Below are 16,186 nucleotides of genomic sequence, written 5' to 3'. Positions count from 1 at the left end.
GTCCCGCGCAACCCCTCGTTCGCCGGCTCGTGGTTCTGAATGATTCCGCTGATTTGTCGATCCGATTTCTTAATCACTCTCACTAGTCGAGTTTCGCGTGGCACGTCGTCAAAAGCAGGTTGAAGAAGAGATTCCGCATTCATTTTTCGTTCGACCGCAAGAAAAGCTGTTGATCGATGTGATTCCGGAATTGAGTGGAACACGCGTCATCTGCACGTCGGCAGGACGGGCACAGTTTGCCGTCGCGTACGCACAGGACAAGCCCGACGCCACCGTCGACTGCTGGTTTCTGGATGTCTTCCATAAATCGCAGACCGAATTTCGCGTGAGTGAAGAAGGCCAAGTGCCACCGAACCTGAAGTTTCATTGCCAGCCGGACTTGCCTGAGCAGGAAGCGGATCTTGTGGCGTTCGCCTTCAAAAAAGGGGGCGAAGCAGAACTTACCCGAGACTTGATGCAGCAGGGTTACCTGCGCCTGGTCGAAGGCGGCAGGATGGTTGTTTCGACGGACAACGACGAAGACCAATGGATCCATCGCGAACTGCGCGAGCTATTTCCGAAGGTGACGCGACGACCGATCCGTAAACAAGGAACCGTGTACCTGGCCACGAAGGTGGGTCCCCTGAAGAAAGTGCGCGACTTCGACTGTGAATTCGCATTTCGCGATCGTGGGCGGCTGATCTACGCCTACAGTCGCCCCGGTGTCTTCAGCCATCGGCACATCGATCCCGGTGCCCGAGCCTTGATCAATACCATGCAGGTGAAGCCTGGCATGAAGTTCCTGGATCTGGGTTGCGGGGCCGGAACCGTATCGCTGGCATCGGCGTTCAGCGCCGAGGGCGTGAAAGTTCATGCCGTCGACTCGAATGCCCGCGCGATTCAATCGCTCGAACGAGGGATCGCTCGGAACGAGGCCCCCGGAATCACCGTGGTGCTGGATGCCGAGGGAGCATCACCGGAATCCGATACATTCGATCTGGCACTTGCGAACCCTCCCTATTTTTCGAACTATGCGATTGCCGACCTGTTTCTCGACACGGCTCACCGTGCTCTGAAACCGCGCGCGAAGGTGCTGATCGTCACGAAGACCCCCAACTGGTTCGTGGAACGAATGCCGCTGTGGTACGCCGACGTCGAAGTCACCGAAGCAAACGACTATTGGATTGTTACGGGTCGAAAGCGCAAAGAGCAGATCGTCGATCCCGATGAGCCGCGGCGACCTCGAGAACGATATTGAGCGAACGTGTCGTTCTGGGCATGAAGTTCAACCGCCACTGACGCTCAGGGCTTCGGAGCATCCTGAAGTCGAAGCGTGCGCGTGAAGAACTCGTTGACGATCGGAGTCAGAAACGCAATTCGTCGAATCGAGAAAGGGCAATGGCGGACATTCGCGAGACGGATGTAGCTGATGTCGCGATGTCCGGCCTGGGTTGCCGCAACCAGGAACTGATCCGCGGTTTCGATGCCCACTTGTTCGTCGGCGGCACCATAGACGAGCAGGGTCGGTGGACACTTCCCGTTGACGTAGTTGATGGGTGACGCGGCCCGATAGTCATCCAGCCGCGGGCCCTCGGGCGGGCCTCCAAACAATTCCTCGATGACCATCCGCACCTGATCTTGCTGGTGCTGATGGACAAGATCGATCGGACCGCTGTCGCTGAAGACGGATTGCACGGAACTCGACTGGTCCAGGTGCGGGCCATCGCCTTCCCATTTGGACTGTGATTCTGTCAGCCCCAAAAGCAGTGCCAGATGCCCGCCCGCAGAGTTCCCCCAGACACCGATTCGCGTCGGATCGATACCATGCTCTTTGGCATGGGCTCGCAAATAGCGCACGGCGTTCTTGCAGTCATGAAGGGCCGCAGGCCAGACCGCTTCAGTGGAGAGACGATAATTGATGGTCGCGGCGACAAATCCGAGTCGCGCAAAGTCGACGATGTTTCCTGGGGCTGGGGAATCCGATTTCGAGAAACTGGATTTGTTGCCAAATTTCCAGCCGCCACCATGAATGATCACGATCGCGGGCCGCAATGTTGCGACATCACCTTTCGGTCGAGCCAGGTCCAGCGCCCAGTTCTTACTCTCACCCTCGCGGTACCGCAATTCGCGGATGACCAGGACATCGTCTGGCTGATCGTCGGACCGAGCCTGCGGACATGTCGTCAGTGCGAAGAACAATCCGAGAATGATGACCCACATTCTTCGAATGAGCTGCATCCCGAGTGCCTCCGCGGATTTCACCGAACACAGGAGCCAACGTCAGCCTTTTCCCTCTTTGTGCCCTCAGGGGTGACCTTCTTGACCTTGGAAAAGAGATCTTGCCACTGAGACTCGGAGGACACGGTAGTGGAAATCGCGCAGGAAACGGCTTGAGGTGAAATCAGCAGGCCTGCTTGGCCTTTTTCGTTTTCTTTTGCAGCAACGGCAACTCTTCGATCGCGACGACCCAACCACGGCACGCAGGGCTTCCGCAAAGACACTTGATCGCGCCGTACGCGGCCCATTGATAGTCGATGGTCAGTTCGGCCCCCTTCGGAATGTCGGCGATTGCTTCGACATAGACTTCGGAGGGAGCAGGCGATCCGTCGTCGTACAACACTTCCTGGATGCACAAACAACTATTGGGCGTGCAGCAGTGATTCAGGAACCGGAACGGGGCTTGTGGCTCAAGCGACATCGAACCGCCCAGATCGATGCAGTACGAGGTCGCGTAGTTCGGATCATCAATCACACGACCATCGACCTTTCCGATGGTCGTTCCCTTAGGAATATCTTGCCGGGCGAAGACCCCCTTGCCGAATGTCACCTTGCCGACACGAACCCATTTCTGATCCATCAACGTCATGTTAAGGCCCTTCACGAACTCGATCGTGGAACGTTCCGTCGCAGTTCCTGTACGAGATGACCCGCAAAGACACTTTGCAGTCATACGCGAGCGTCGTGTCACGATAACCGAAAGCGGCAAGCCGTCAACTGTTGGACGGACGGACTTTCAGCGCGAAACAACACCGTACGAATTGAAACGGCACGTTTTCAATCAGAGGTCAAACACGAATTGTGAAGAGCGGGAAAGCCGACGAAGAAGGTCGCCAGGCGAAGAGAAGTGTCAAGCGAAGATTTGAGGCAGGGTGGTGATCGCGCGGAACATCGACAAATCAATATCGGTCTCAATCGCAGTTCGCGGAATGGCAAGAAGGTCTGTTTCCCCGTAGTGGCAGTAACCACCCAGGTAAGTAAATCCCCATTTGAACCCATGCTTGACGAGTGCTTTCCGCGTGTCCGAGTTGAAGCTCCGGGCGCCTCCCACGGGGTAGCTGAAAGCGTCGATCGGTTCACCTAATTCTTCGACCAGACGGCGGCGACAATTTCCGATCTCTTCGTCTTGCTGTTCACCCGAAAGATTGGCAAGGATCGGATGATTGACGGTATGGCCGCCAAACGTCATGCGATTCTGCTTCATCTCGCGGATCATATCCCAGGTCATCCATAGTTCCCGAGCAATTTGATGAGGACACCGTCCGGTCCCAAGTGACTCGGCCAGGAATTCGACATAATCGTCTGTCACAACGCCTGTCATGTTCTTGTAGATGGCCAGCAGCCGATTGATCGCGGCTTCACGGTGAGGCTCGTCAAAGACAATCGGGGTGGACGTCCAGAAACTGGCATCGAGCCCCTTTTTCGAACTGGATCGAACCATCCATGCAATCTCGTCCCACCAGGGAACTTTCGGGACATCCAAGAATCCGGTCGTGATGAAGAAGGTGGCAGGAACATTGTGCGACTTCAGAATCGGATACGCGTTCGTGTAGTTGTCGAGGTAACCATCGTCGAAGGTCACCATGACGTGGCGACCGCTGTGACCGTGCATGACCGTTTCCAGGTCATCGAGTCCCACGACATCGAAGTTCTTGGCAACCATCCTGATTTGTGCGTCGAAATCCTCGTCCGAAGCACTCCAGAGATTCCGATCGAGCAACGAATCGTGTCTGTTTCCGATCCGATGGTAGTTGAGAATGAGAACGCCTTCCCACGTGGAGGCCGCTCGCAACATTCGACCACATCCGGTGATGTCGAGTGCCCGTGCTAAGAAGTTCCGTTTTGAAGGACGAACTGGCATAGTTTTCCGCTTCAAACAATTCATTCTGGGGACCCGTGGAATAGAGGAAGGCCATTCCGTATGGGATCGAAGGTCCGGCCGGTCAGTTCGGCGACTCTCCTTCGGGCACCCGTATATCGCATACGATCTGGCACACTAAGACCTACGTTACAATTCGCAACGTGTCCAGTCGCAATTCCGCGACACCCCGCAGCGGCAGGGGGGATTCTGCGCAATCGCGAGTATCGCCCGACGCCGACCAACCATTCGTCACGTTCGGTACCTCCGTCACAGACAGGATACCGCACAGAACGTGCGAGAAACCAGAGCGTCACTTTGATCGATTTGGGAATTGATCGCGCAAAGATCGAAAGCGACGAGACGGCAGGGTGAGAAGATTGAGGGCTGAAAACGAGTTCACGCGGGATCACTCCCGCGTGAACGTGACTTGGTCAGATCATTTCCGGATCGAGTTCTGCGGTGCTGTCGCAGATCGTTTTCCATCTTTGGTTGGCGGCGCACTCGGCTCGACAGGTGTCGCCATTCTCACTTTCTGACCTGACTTTTGGACAGGAATCCCCATCCGTTTTTCCCGTTCCTCGATTGGATCTTCGGGCGGAATGTACAGTGCGTAGCCTTTGAGGCTTGGATGATAAGGATCGGTTTCGATCCCAAAAATCCCTCTCACCCCTTGCAGATTCTTGGTGTTGACGCTGACAGATTCAAAGGTGTACACAACTTCGGTGCCACTGTCGTCCAAGAGACGCACTTCCTTTGGCAGATACTTGGTTTTATCCAGCGTAATCCGTGCGACCTTGTAGTTCTGTCGATCCTTCTCCATCTTCGGCCAGGCCAACAGCGTCGCGGAATCCTTGGAATTCTTGATGGACCCGTCGGTCTTGTCTTTATCAAATTGCAGTTTGAATCGATGTTTGGCTTCTTCTGCTTCCATCCCAAACAGGAATGGCAATGGGCTGTGAATAATGTTCTTGCCGCGTTGATTCTCGGGAATCGCTTCGCGGGAGTAGGTCTTGTCTTTCTCGTCCTCGTTGAGGATCAGAATCTCTTCCCCGGTGCAGATCCACTTTTGCGACTGCCCGGATTCGAGCTTATATGGTTTTTTTTCTTTATCCAACTTGTTGCTGACAGCCCCCTTACCGAGCTTCACCGCAAGAATGTCGATTCGACCTTTGTCGGGTGTTTCGAGGAAGAAGGGCCCCTTGGTGACCTTTTCGACACCGAACACATGATTGAATTCGCTTCGCGATTGAATCCCGTGCAAGGTCTTGATGGACTTCGAATGCGCTTCCCAGTCCGCAAGAATCTCTTCGAGTTCCGGCGGCAATTCGTCGGTGGCAGCCGTTTGTCGCACGAGATTGCGATCAATTTTCGCGGGTGCCTCGGCAGCAGCCCCTTTGGGCGGAGCAGACGATGGCCGCCCCGTCGAAGACTTGCCGCTTGTCGCAGGCGGAGAAGATTGACGTTGCGGCGACTTACCGTTCTGTGCCAGAAGCACAGTCGAAAAGCTGGCAGTCACGCAGGTCACGAACACCGTAAATCGGAATCGAGAAATCTGTCGCATGATGGGAGCGTTCATCCTGAACGGTGGCGTCAGTCATCCATGATCGACACACAATTACCTGTCGGCCCCGGGCATCAGGTCCCGATGGGCGGGGGATGCTAACGAAACAGTTTGAATGTGGCCAGACCGTTTTTCGCGGCTTTTTTTGTGATTTCGGGGAGATCTTCGACCAAAGTCGATGAATTCCGCGACAACAACACAGGGATCAACGTACACGGCATTCGTTTGATTCGGGTGCGTTTCCCCGCGCTCCAAGGCAGTGCTTACTGGCGAACGAGCGTCGACTGGGGACTTTCAAGAGGATGCAAAGTCTCGGAAGGATCAGAGGAATCTCCTTCGTCGTCACGTCCGTGTGCGGAATCACCCTTCGCGTTCGACGCGGTCGAGATCCCGCAGTTTTCGATCCGCGTCAAAGGTCGGTGGCGGCAGCGTCGTTGCAAGCTGCAAGACGTCGGCGGCCGAGATATCGTTGCGGGGTCGACCGGTTCCACGAAAGACCGGCAGCGACTGTCGAAGGGCAATGATTTCGCGGCGTGTGCGTCCCTTGGGAGCATCAGGCCATCGATCAGGATGGACGGTCCAGTCAAAAAACAATGGGACGATTTGCTGCATGTACTTCCAATACCCTGGATTGTCCGTCTGCAGTACAAACAATCCGTCGTTCACGAGAGACCGATGCACGAGCGCGATAAATTCCGGTGTGATCAAACGCCGATGCACCTGGTCCGCTTCATAGTAGGGTTGCGGATGATAGACGTGGATCTCGTTGACGCTTTGAGGCGCGATGTAGTCCTGGAGGATTTCCCGCCCACCGATCACCGCGAACCGGACATTTTTCAATCCTCGTTGATTGGCACGACGGGTTGCATAACGAATCACAACCGGCAACACGTCCGACGAAAGGTGGTCAACATCGGATCGCCACACGGCCGAAGCCAGGGTTGACCTCCCGTTCCCGCAGCCGATATCGAGCATGATCGGTGCGACGCGACCGAAGATCTCGGCAAAATTGAGTGGTCCCTCTGGGGGGAGTTTCTTTAAGCCCGTCTGCGTCCATTGATCGGGAGATACGATTTCGCCGGGAACCGGAACGCCGAATTCTCGCTCGATCTGACGTTTCGGACGTTGAAATTGACTATCGTGAGGCAAGATTGATTTCCGCGGAACGAACGAGTGAATCCAAGGTCTGTAAACAGTCTACAATAGGGGCTCGTTCATTTGCGAATGCCGGTCGTTTCAAAGTAACTTGCCGGTGCCCCCACACTAAAACCGGTTCGCGTTCTTCTCGAATCGAATCCGGACCTGCCACGCTCCAGGGAATTCGCGATGATTTGTCAGCGACGTGAGGTATTGATCGGCCTGGTGTTTTTGACAGGATTGATCCAGTCTCCAAGCTTCTGTTCGGCACAGCAAGCCGATCTTCGGCGAATCCCACTTTGGAACGGCCAGGCGCCGACGGGCGAAGGCCAGTTCGAAACGGCAGACACGTTCATCTCGGTTCATCTCGCGCCCGAACCGAATGGAACGGCGATCGTGATATTTCCGGGCGGTGGCTATGGGGGACTTGCCAAAGTCCCTGAAGGAGATGGCATTGCCGCGTGGCTCAATCGGCACGGCATCACGGGTGTGGTTGTCGAATATCGACTTCCCGCGCAGCGAACGTTCGTGCCGCTGTTGGATGCACAGCGGGCGATTCGATACACGCGGTTGAATGCCGCCGATTGGAAGATTAATCCTGCTAAAATTGGCGTGATCGGTTTTTCGGCAGGCGGGCATCTGGCATCGACGACCGCCACGCACTTTGATCTCGGCAATGCACAGTCCGCCAACCCGATCGATCGCATCAGTTGCCGACCGGACTTTGCCATTTTGATCTACCCTGTGATTACAATGGGAGAAAAGACTCACCAAGGATCACGGAAGAATCTGCTGGGCGGGGAACCTTCTGCCAAAATGGTCGAGCTCTTCTCAAATGAACGTCAGGTCTCCGACAAGACGCCCCCCACGTTCCTGGCGCACGCGCTCGATGACTCGGCCGTCGTGATTGACAACAGCCGGTTGTTCTATGAAGCGTTGAAAGCGCACGATGTTCCAGGTCGACTGCTGGAGCTGCCCTCAGGCGGGCATGGACTGAATGGATACAAAGGACCGATGTGGGACGCCTGGCAGAATCAATCTTTGGCCTGGTTGGCGGAAATGAAATTGACGCCGTGAACTGACGCGGTGATCGGTTGGGATTTCAACGAGTTGAGTCGCCTGTTGCAGCAGGCTACGATACGGGATGTCCCTCGGGCCCGTTCTGTTCGCGACTGTCTCCAGAAAGGACACTATGACCGCCACGCTCGCCACCCCTCCGACCGCGACGAAATTCGCAGGAAAAACGAAACTCTTCATCAACAACGAATGGTGTGACGCATCTGACGGCGGCACGTTTGAAACGTACAACCCCGCGAACGGTGAAGTCATCGCAAAGGTGGCTCATGCCACAAAGCAAGATGTCGATTCCGCCGTCAAAGCGGCTCGCAAAGCACTCGACAAAGGTCCCTGGGGACGGATGGATGCGGCCGATCGCGGCAAGCTGATGTTCAAACTGGCCGACCTCTTGGAGACCCATTCCGAAGAACTGGCTCGTCTTGAATCGCTGAACTGTGGAAAGACGATCACCGATTCTCGCGGAGACCTGGGTGGCGTCATCAACTGCATCCGTTACTACGCAGGTTGGGCGGACAAGATCGAGGGAAAGACGGTCCCGGTACGGGGCAACTTTCTGTCTTACACGTTGCGACAGCCGGTGGGCGTTGTCGGCCAGATCATTCCCTGGAACTTCCCGTTGCTGATGGCCGCGTGGAAATGGGGACCTGCGCTGGCATGCGGAAACGCGATCGTGATGAAGGCGGCGGAACAGACTCCGCTGACCGCCTTGCGACTGTGCGAGCTGGCACAGGAAGCGGGATTCCCCGCAGGCGTCATTAATATGCTGAATGGCATGGGCGAGACCACGGGCGATGCAATGGTGACCCATCCTGGTATCGACAAGATCGCCTTCACGGGTCACGTCGACACCGCCAAGATCATTACGAAACGCGCCGCCGACACACTGAAGCGAACGACGTTTGAACTGGGCGGGAAGAGCCCGAACGTCGTCTTCGCCGACTGCGACATGGAACAAGCCGTCGCCGGTGCCTTCCATGCAATCTATTTCCACGGTGGACAGTGCTGCACGGCCGGCAGCCGACTTTTCGTTGAAGAAAAGATCCGCGAAGAGTTCGTGTCGCGACTGGCGGATAGAGCACGTCAGCGACGCGTCGGTAACCAGCTCGATGAAAAAACCGAGCAAGGCCCGCAGGTTTCTCAGGAACAACTCGACAAGATTCTGGGTTATGTCGATCAAGGCCAGAAGCAGGGTGCGAAACTGGTGTGCGGCGGCAAGCGAGCGGGAGACGGCAAAGGTTACTTTGTCGAACCGACAATCTTCGACAATGTGAAGGACAACATGTCGATCGCCACGGACGAAATCTTTGGCCCCGTGGTCAGCGTGCTCTCGTTCAAAGACGCCGAAGACATGATCGAACGAGCGAACAACACGACCTACGGTCTGGCGGCTGCGATCTGGACGAAGAATATCGACAAGGCACATTGGTATGCCAAGAACGTAAAAGCCGGAACTGTTTGGGTGAACTGCTATCACATCGTTGACACAACGACACCGTTCGGCGGATTCAAGATGTCAGGGCAAGGACGCGAAAACGGGGAAGCGGCGCTGGATCACTACACCGAAACGAAGACCGTCACGGTGGCTCTGTCGTAAGACCAAATCCATCTGAAATTTCATTGAAAACCGCCTCGAGACGCGATTCTCGAGGCGGTTTTTGTTTGACCACTGGAGCTCTGAGCGGGATGTCGATAGCCTGCTGGTACGACTACCGCTACTGCTGCCTGCCGTTTCGCCGATCGTCTACGGAAGCCCACCCATGACCAGCCCACTGGCAATCTTGAAAGACCTTGTCGCCATCCCGAGCGTGAATCCGATGGGGCGCGACGTCTCTGGTCCCGAATTCTTCGAAACACGTGTCACTGAGTATCTTTGTCAGTACCTCAACGCGCGGGCGATCCCGTTCGAATCCATCGAAGTCGCTCCGGGCCGATCCAATATCATTGCCCGAATTGATTCTCGCGATTCGAACCGAACGGTTTTGCTCGATGCACATCAAGATACGGTTCCCGTGGATGGCATGACGATCCCGCCATTCGATCCCGTTGAGCAAGACGGGCGTCTGTACGGCCGCGGATCGTGCGATGTGAAAGGCGGCATGGCGGCGATGCTGTTCGCATTCACGCGACTGGCCGAAGAACGGCCCGCACGCATGCCGAATGTGGTGTTGTCGCTGACGTGCGACGAGGAATCGACCAGCCTGGGCGTGAATGCCTTAACGGGAAGCTGGTCCAATAAGTCGCCCGCCTATCGACTGTGTCCCACGCGTCCCGATGTCGCGATCATCGCCGAACCGACGGAACTCGACATCGTGGTTGCCCATCGTGGTGCCTCGCGCTGGAAATTACATACGGCAGGGGGAGCCTGCCACAGCTCGCGCCCCAATGAAGGCATCAACGCCATCTACCGGATGGCACGTGTCGTCAGTTGCCTGGAAGAGTACGCACGGTGGCTGCCGGGTTCACGTCCTGCCCATCCGCTGTGTGGTCCAGCGACGCTCAGCGTCGGACGGATCGAAGGCGGAAGCAGCGTCAACGTGGTTCCGGACCATTGCAGCATCGAAGTTGATCGCCGCGTGATCCCCGGCGAAGATCAATATGGTGTGATCGAAGAACTGGCCGCACACCTGCGTAAACAGCTCGACTTTGAAGTCCTGCACGATGCGCCTTACTGCGCCAGTCCCCCCCTGGGAGATGGTGCCAACGGGGCATTGGCCAAGGAACTCATGGAATCCATCACGTCCGTCGTCGGCCCCAAGACCGTGCTGGGCGTTCCCTATGGGACGCACGCATCACGGTTCGCGATGAATGGCGTTCCGTCGGTCGTGTTCGGTCCCGGCAATATTGCGCAGGCACACACGAAGGATGAATGGATCGAGATCGCGCAACTGCATCAGGCCGCCGAGATCTATTATCAGTTCTGTATTCGAAACACCGCAGAATGAGTGACATCGCAGAATTTCTGCGGCTGACGCCAAGCGCTCGGAGCGGTCAGCCAATCGCAGGTTATTCAAAGAACAGTAAGCAGACAACTGGCTGAGAATTGATAACGCGGCGCGCCCAAGCGTTCACTGAAAGAAAATCTGACGATAGACAGAGAACTTGTACCCCAACCCATCGGGTTCAACGGCAAAGTATGTTCGACGGATCTGATTGACGGTTCGCCCACGATAGCTCAGTTCCAACTGTGCGAGCATGTTCTCGGTGTTCTTGGGATAAAAGTGAAAGATCAGCGTGTCGGCTTGGATGGGAACGTTAGCCTTCGCAAAAAGCTGAACGTCTGCCACGCGCCGTTCGCCACCCTGCCATGTCATGTACAGCCGATTTTCGCCACTGCCGCTCTTGGAATAGCGAACATCAGGCACGTTGGCGGTTGGTTTTGAAAGATAGGCGAGACGACCATCGGGGAGTAGTGCCCCCACTTCGATTCCAAAGAACTCCAATTGCCTGGCGTATTCATTCACCGCCGTTCGATCACCGAACTTGACGAACCAACGCTGCTCTCGTGGCATTCCTCCCGTGCCAGGTCCGACACCCAAACCTCGTCGTCCGGTCCCCGTAGCGCGCCCAACCTTGCCTGTATTCTGGATACCCGTTTCGAACTGTTGCTGAACCTGCTGTGTCGCGGCCTCCGACATTTCGACAACCGCTTCGACCGCCTCGGCGATTTCCGTTTGATCGTCCGCCACGTCCGCAGGTGAGGCATCGCGCGTTTCTGGTTCTGGCGAATCAACACGCAGAGTTTCATCCGGCGATCCGTCTTCGGCCCCACCCGGCAATTCTACCAGTTCGACAGGAATGGCCTCGGGCGGTTTCGGCAGGCGATTTGTCATCCAAACCACAACCACCATCGAGCAGGTCAGGAGAATCCCGATGAACAACGAGATCGCCCAGGAGCTGACCCATTCGTAAAGCGTCACGCGCATGACAGGAACGGGTGGTCGACTCGACATGATTTCGCTTTCAAGGCAGGGTGTCGATTCTGGAAGCGGACCACATCACAACACGTGGCATGAACGCCACTCTATTTCGTCGACCGTTTTAAGCTATTCCGATCGTCACGCTCGTCATAGTTGCGGTTCTTCTGGTACCAGTCAGTCCAGCGTTTCTTGGATTCCGACTTCCAGGCCGCGATGACTGCCAGCCGTTCCTCGTCGGTCGCTCCGTCTTTCTGCCCCATTTCGACGTCATCCGTTGGATCGATGGGCTTTCCAACCCCTTCGGGCCGTCGACTGAGAATGCACAACCCGATGCTCGCTTCGCGGACGGCGTCCAGATCAGAGTCCATCAGCCCTTGAATCAATACGCGTGCGGCCGAAACATCACCAGATCGCCCAAGCGCCCAGTACGCCGTTCGACGCACTTCCACTCGCGAATCCGTCGCCAGCTTCCGCAAGCGAGCAATCTGACCTATCAGTTCTTCGGGATGATCAAGCTGCACGGCATCCACGACTGCGGCCTGGATGTCTTCCACCTTCGCATCAGACGACCGTTCAAGTTCACTGAGCAGGTCGTCGACGGGCCCTACAATCTTCCGCGAGACGACGGCCCCATCTTTGACCTGAACGGCATCCAGATTCTCTGGTAGCCCGCGCCCACCGGCCTGCAAACCACCGCCCAGCAACTTGACTCGAGCTTTGGGCGCGATGATCGAGGTCGTCGCCTTTGACAAGAACATGAGTCCAAGTGCGGTTGAGGCGGTGGGGCCGCAGCCATCTGTCCAACTTCCATCGGCGGCCTGCTTGAGTAGCAAATCGTCGGCCCCCTCTTCGTACCAATCATGCGTGCCGAGTTTATCGACGTCCATCAGGGCCGCAACACGTTCGATCGAATACATGTAGTAAAGCAACCAACTGGCGCGATCTCGGCCGTTGTCTCCCAGATGCAGTGACGTCCACTGCACGCTCTCTTTGACAACCTTATCGATCGATGCGACACGGATCGTTACTTGCGCTTTTGGTGCGATGCGTTTCTCTTCCGTGAATTTCTCGAGCACCCCAAAGCGGCGTTTGACCTCGGGGGGCCGCAATTCGGCATCCAAATCGGTGTCGCCGAACAGCATTCGACGGATGATCAACAAGTTGCTGGCACCTGCAGCCGTCATCGTTCCGATGCTTTGGTTGTGCTGGAAACTCGCGGCGGAGTGTTCCTCGAACGGATGGTAACAAAAACCACCATCGGCTCGTTGTTTTGCAATGTGCCACTTGGCACACCGCTCCCATGCATCAACAGGAATCTCGACACCCGCGCGAGCCGCCGCCCACAAACCCATGACAGCGTACTGGGTGATACTCGTGTCGCCCGCATCCGGCTCGGTGGGGTTCGGGTAATACCACGCGCCGTTCGGCAACTGCGTGTAGAGAAGATGCGCAGAAATCGCTTCGAGCTGAGGTCGAAACTTTTCTGCATCGAATGCCTCAAGAAACATCAGGTCGACACCCGCCTCGTAGTTATGCTGATAACTGGGCTTGTACGTGCTTTCCTTGATTTTCCCAAGAATGTCTTGCGCGAGCCGCTGAAGGGCCGGCGCCGTTTTGTCTCCGCCCGACTTGATGTACGCCAGCCCCGCGATCGTTCCATGAGCGCCTGAAAGCTGCTGTTTCAGCAGGAAATCCTGCCCCTTCTTGATCGCAGCTTGAATCTTGGACTTCTCGGCGGCAACAACAGTGCCGCCGAGCATCCAGAATTCGATGCCACTGACAGAGATCAACAGCAGGCAGACCCAACGAGTGGACGACGACATTTGAGGACGAGTCCATGGATTCCCGTCGAAAGGGTTGTTTACTTTCGACGATCGATCGCAGTCTTCACAGCCGCACCCATGTCGGCAGGGCTCTTCGCAACAACGACTCCTGCCGCCTCGAGGGCAGCTTGCTTCTCGGCCGCGGTTCCGCTTCCGCCTGAAATAATCGCACCCGCGTGTCCCATGCGTTTTCCAGGAGGAGCGGTTGCACCAGCGATGAATGCCGCCACTGGTTTGGTGACATGGGCTTTGATGTATTCTGCGGCCTGGATTTCCGCATCACCACCAATTTCCCCAATCATTAACAGCGACTCGGTCTTGGGATCGTCCTGAAACATCTTGAGCAGGTCGATATACATGGTTCCGATAATCGGATCGCCGCCAATCCCCACGGCGGTCGATTGACCCATCCCAATATTTCCAAGCTGCCATGCGGCTTCATAGGTCAGCGTGCCACTCTTGCTGATCAGGCCCACGCTGCCGATTTTGTGAATGTAGCCGGGCATGATCCCAATTTTTGCAACGCCGGGCGTGATGATTCCAGGGCAGTTCGGGCCGATCAAACGACTCTTGCTCGTGACCATGGCACGCTTCACGCGAGCCATGTCGAGAACAGGAATTCCTTCCGTAATACAAACGATCAGTCCGATCCCCGCATCGGCCGCTTCGAGAATCGCGTCGGCCGCAAACGGAGGTGGAACGAAAATGAGCGAACAGTTCGCTCCGGTCTTTTTGACGGCCTCTTCCACGGTATTGAAGACCGGGAAGCCGTCGATTTCTGTACCGCCTTTTCCAGGCGTGCAACCACCCACGAACACATCCTCGCCGGGACGATGCTCTTTGGCGTAGGCACGGCATTGTTGCGAGTGGAACAGGCCGGACTTTCCAGTAATGCCCTGGCAAATAATCTTCGTATGCTTATCGACAAGAATGCTCATGGTGGTCGCTTATTGGCTTTCGAGGGTAACAGTGAGAATGTCGAGCACGAATCGAACGTGTTGGGGAACGGTCCCGCGAACAATCAGGCACCGAGTGATTTCACGGCCTTCTTGGCAGCGTCTGTCAGATCGGTTCCGACAGTGATCGGTTTGCCGCTGTCCGCCAACATCTTGCGAGCCAGTTCCACATTCGTTCCTTCCAGTCGGACCACCAGCGGAACGGTAATGCCAATTTTGTCGTATGCGGTCAACAAGGCCGTCACGATGGTATCACACTTCATGATGCCACCGAAGATGTTGACGAGAATCCCTTTGACATTGGGGTCGGCAAGAATAATTCGGAACGCTTCCGTGACTTGTTCGACATTCGCCCCGCCGCCGACGTCCAGAAAATTGGCCGGTGCCCCACCGTGATATTTGATGATGTCCATGGTACTCATGGCCAAGCCAGCACCATTCACGAGACAACCCAGGTTTCCGTCGAGTTTCACGTAGCTGAGCCCCGCCGCCTGAGCCTGAACTTCCATTGGCTCTTCTTCAGTCAAATCGCGCAGTGGCAGCAGATCTTGATGGCGGAACAACGCATTGTCGTCAAACGTCACTTTTGCATCGCCGACAACGAGATCGCCAGCGGCCGTCACGACCAGCGGGTTGATCTCAACCATGCTGCAGTCATAGTCGATGAAAAACTGACAAAGTTGACGTAGCAACTTTTCCGCCGCGCGGACAGAGACGCCTTCCAGCCCGAGTCGGTAGGCAACGTTGCGTGCCTGATACCCCCGGAGCCCGGCTTCAACATCGAACGGCTCGCGCAGGATCTTTTCCGGTGTCTTGTGGGCAACGACTTCGATGTCCATCCCGCCTTCCGTCGAAGCGATCAGGATGGGGCCTCCCGATTCACGGTCGACGACGACACCCAAATAGAGTTCGCGGGCGATCTTCAAACCTTCTTCGATCAGCAGCGTGCTGACCACTTTCCCTTCGGCACCCGTTTGCAGCGTGACCAAGGTGCTGGTCAGCATGCGTGCAGCATTATCCTTGGCCGCTTCGGCCGACTTGATGACGACCACACCACGTTGTTCTGGGTGCTGTTTGAACGTTCCTTTTCCGCGACCGCCCGCGTGGATCTGCGATTTGACCACAGCGACTTCACCCCCCAACTTTTGATAGGCGGCAAAGGCCTCTTCTGCCGTGTGTGCGACGATTCCTTTCGGAACCGTAACCCCAGCGGCTGCCAACAATTGCTTGGCTTGATACTCATGAATTTTCATCGTGGATCCTGTAGAGACGGCAACACTCAAATTCCAGCTCGCGCGCACCAGCCGATTCGGTCCTAAATGATAACTGGTCACCCTGGATTGTTCCACGAACTGATCGCAGGACTTCTATCGGATGCGCTACGGTCATCCGAAAGAAATCCGGGTTGATTGTTGGGTCAGTTCATCCGCGCACACCGACCGCTGCGATCCCTGTTGAAACGTCTTTGTCGCGGGAAATTCAACTCGCAGATGTCACCTCGAAAAAATCACACGCACTTCGTTCAGGTCGAAGCATCAAAATGGCACGCTTGGACTGCCGACCCCTCAGCTTGCCAGTGCGAGAAAACTTGGCAAACG

The 16,186-nt window shown here is 56.1% G+C and carries 13 protein-coding genes; 4 read left to right on the top strand and 9 right to left on the bottom strand.

Translation table 11 applies throughout. From position 1 onward, the window contains the following. The first annotated feature begins 97 nt into the window (after nucleotides 1–97). Entirely contained in the window at nucleotides 98–1,237 is a 1,140-nt protein-coding gene (locus tag OSO_RS49235; RefSeq protein WP_010588301.1) for a class I SAM-dependent methyltransferase, read from the top strand. A gap of 44 nt (nucleotides 1,238–1,281) precedes the next feature. Here OSO_RS49235 and OSO_RS46970 read toward each other — a convergent pair whose 3' ends face one another. The 5 genes from OSO_RS46970 to trmB form a co-directional block, all read right to left on the bottom strand. After that, nucleotides 1,282–2,217, bottom strand: a complete 936-nt coding sequence (locus OSO_RS46970) for an alpha/beta hydrolase family protein (RefSeq protein WP_010588300.1) — start codon at nucleotides 2,215–2,217, stop codon at nucleotides 1,282–1,284. A 163-nt stretch (nucleotides 2,218–2,380) separates the two neighbouring features. Beyond that, the gene (locus OSO_RS0139955) at nucleotides 2,381–2,860 is read right to left on the bottom strand and encodes an SET domain-containing protein (RefSeq protein ID WP_237729401.1); all 480 of its coding nucleotides are present in this window, start codon (nucleotides 2,858–2,860) and stop codon (nucleotides 2,381–2,383) included. A 246-nt stretch (nucleotides 2,861–3,106) separates the two neighbouring features. Continuing rightward, nucleotides 3,107–4,117 carry a polysaccharide deacetylase family protein gene (locus tag OSO_RS0139950; protein WP_040594026.1) on the bottom strand — a complete coding sequence of 337 codons (1,011 nt, stop codon included), beginning with the start codon at nucleotides 4,115–4,117 and terminating at the stop codon, nucleotides 3,107–3,109. A 436-nt stretch (nucleotides 4,118–4,553) separates the two neighbouring features. Next, nucleotides 4,554–5,678, bottom strand: a complete 1,125-nt coding sequence (locus OSO_RS0139945) for a hypothetical protein (protein ID WP_157606235.1) — start codon at nucleotides 5,676–5,678, stop codon at nucleotides 4,554–4,556. Between the two features lie 360 nt (nucleotides 5,679–6,038). Then, entirely contained in the window at nucleotides 6,039–6,827 is a 789-nt protein-coding gene (trmB, locus tag OSO_RS0139935; RefSeq protein WP_010588296.1) for a tRNA (guanine(46)-N(7))-methyltransferase TrmB, read from the bottom strand. Between the two features lie 177 nt (nucleotides 6,828–7,004). Between trmB and OSO_RS46965 the strand changes: the two genes are divergently transcribed. The 3 genes from OSO_RS46965 (at nucleotide 7,005) to OSO_RS0139920 (ending at nucleotide 10,834) form a co-directional block, all read left to right on the top strand. After that, on the top strand, nucleotides 7,005–7,892 hold the full coding sequence (locus OSO_RS46965) for an alpha/beta hydrolase (RefSeq protein WP_010588295.1): 888 nt from the start codon (nucleotides 7,005–7,007) through the stop codon (nucleotides 7,890–7,892). Between the two features lie 115 nt (nucleotides 7,893–8,007). Then, entirely contained in the window at nucleotides 8,008–9,486 is a 1,479-nt protein-coding gene (locus tag OSO_RS0139925; RefSeq protein WP_010588294.1) for an aldehyde dehydrogenase family protein, read from the top strand. A 61-nt stretch (nucleotides 9,487–9,547) separates the two neighbouring features. Further along, nucleotides 9,548–10,834, top strand: coding sequence for a M20 family metallopeptidase (locus OSO_RS0139920; protein ID WP_237729400.1), 1,287 nt, complete (start codon nucleotides 9,548–9,550; stop codon nucleotides 10,832–10,834). Between the two features lie 123 nt (nucleotides 10,835–10,957). Here OSO_RS0139920 and OSO_RS0139915 read toward each other — a convergent pair whose 3' ends face one another. From OSO_RS0139915 to sucC, 4 genes are all read right to left on the bottom strand, one after another. Beyond that, entirely contained in the window at nucleotides 10,958–11,842 is an 885-nt protein-coding gene (locus OSO_RS0139915; RefSeq protein WP_010588292.1) for a hypothetical protein, read from the bottom strand. A gap of 71 nt (nucleotides 11,843–11,913) precedes the next feature. Continuing rightward, nucleotides 11,914–13,632: a HEAT repeat domain-containing protein gene (locus OSO_RS0139910; RefSeq protein WP_010588291.1), complete on the bottom strand. Its 1,719-nt coding sequence runs from the start codon at nucleotides 13,630–13,632 to the stop codon at nucleotides 11,914–11,916. 38 nt (nucleotides 13,633–13,670) lie between these two features. Further along, entirely contained in the window at nucleotides 13,671–14,570 is a 900-nt protein-coding gene (sucD, locus tag OSO_RS0139905; RefSeq protein WP_010588290.1) for a succinate--CoA ligase subunit alpha, read from the bottom strand. Nucleotides 14,571–14,653: 83 nt separating this feature from the next. After that, nucleotides 14,654–15,841 (bottom strand): ADP-forming succinate--CoA ligase subunit beta, encoded by a 1,188-nt coding sequence (gene sucC / locus OSO_RS0139900; RefSeq protein WP_010588289.1) that lies wholly within the window; start codon nucleotides 15,839–15,841, stop codon nucleotides 14,654–14,656. Nucleotides 15,842–16,186 lie beyond the last annotated feature (345 nt).

The organism is Schlesneria paludicola DSM 18645 (genome assembly GCF_000255655.1).
GTDB lineage: Bacteria > Planctomycetota > Planctomycetia > Planctomycetales > Planctomycetaceae > Schlesneria > Schlesneria paludicola.
This window is presented reverse-complemented; position numbering and strand designations above follow the sequence as displayed.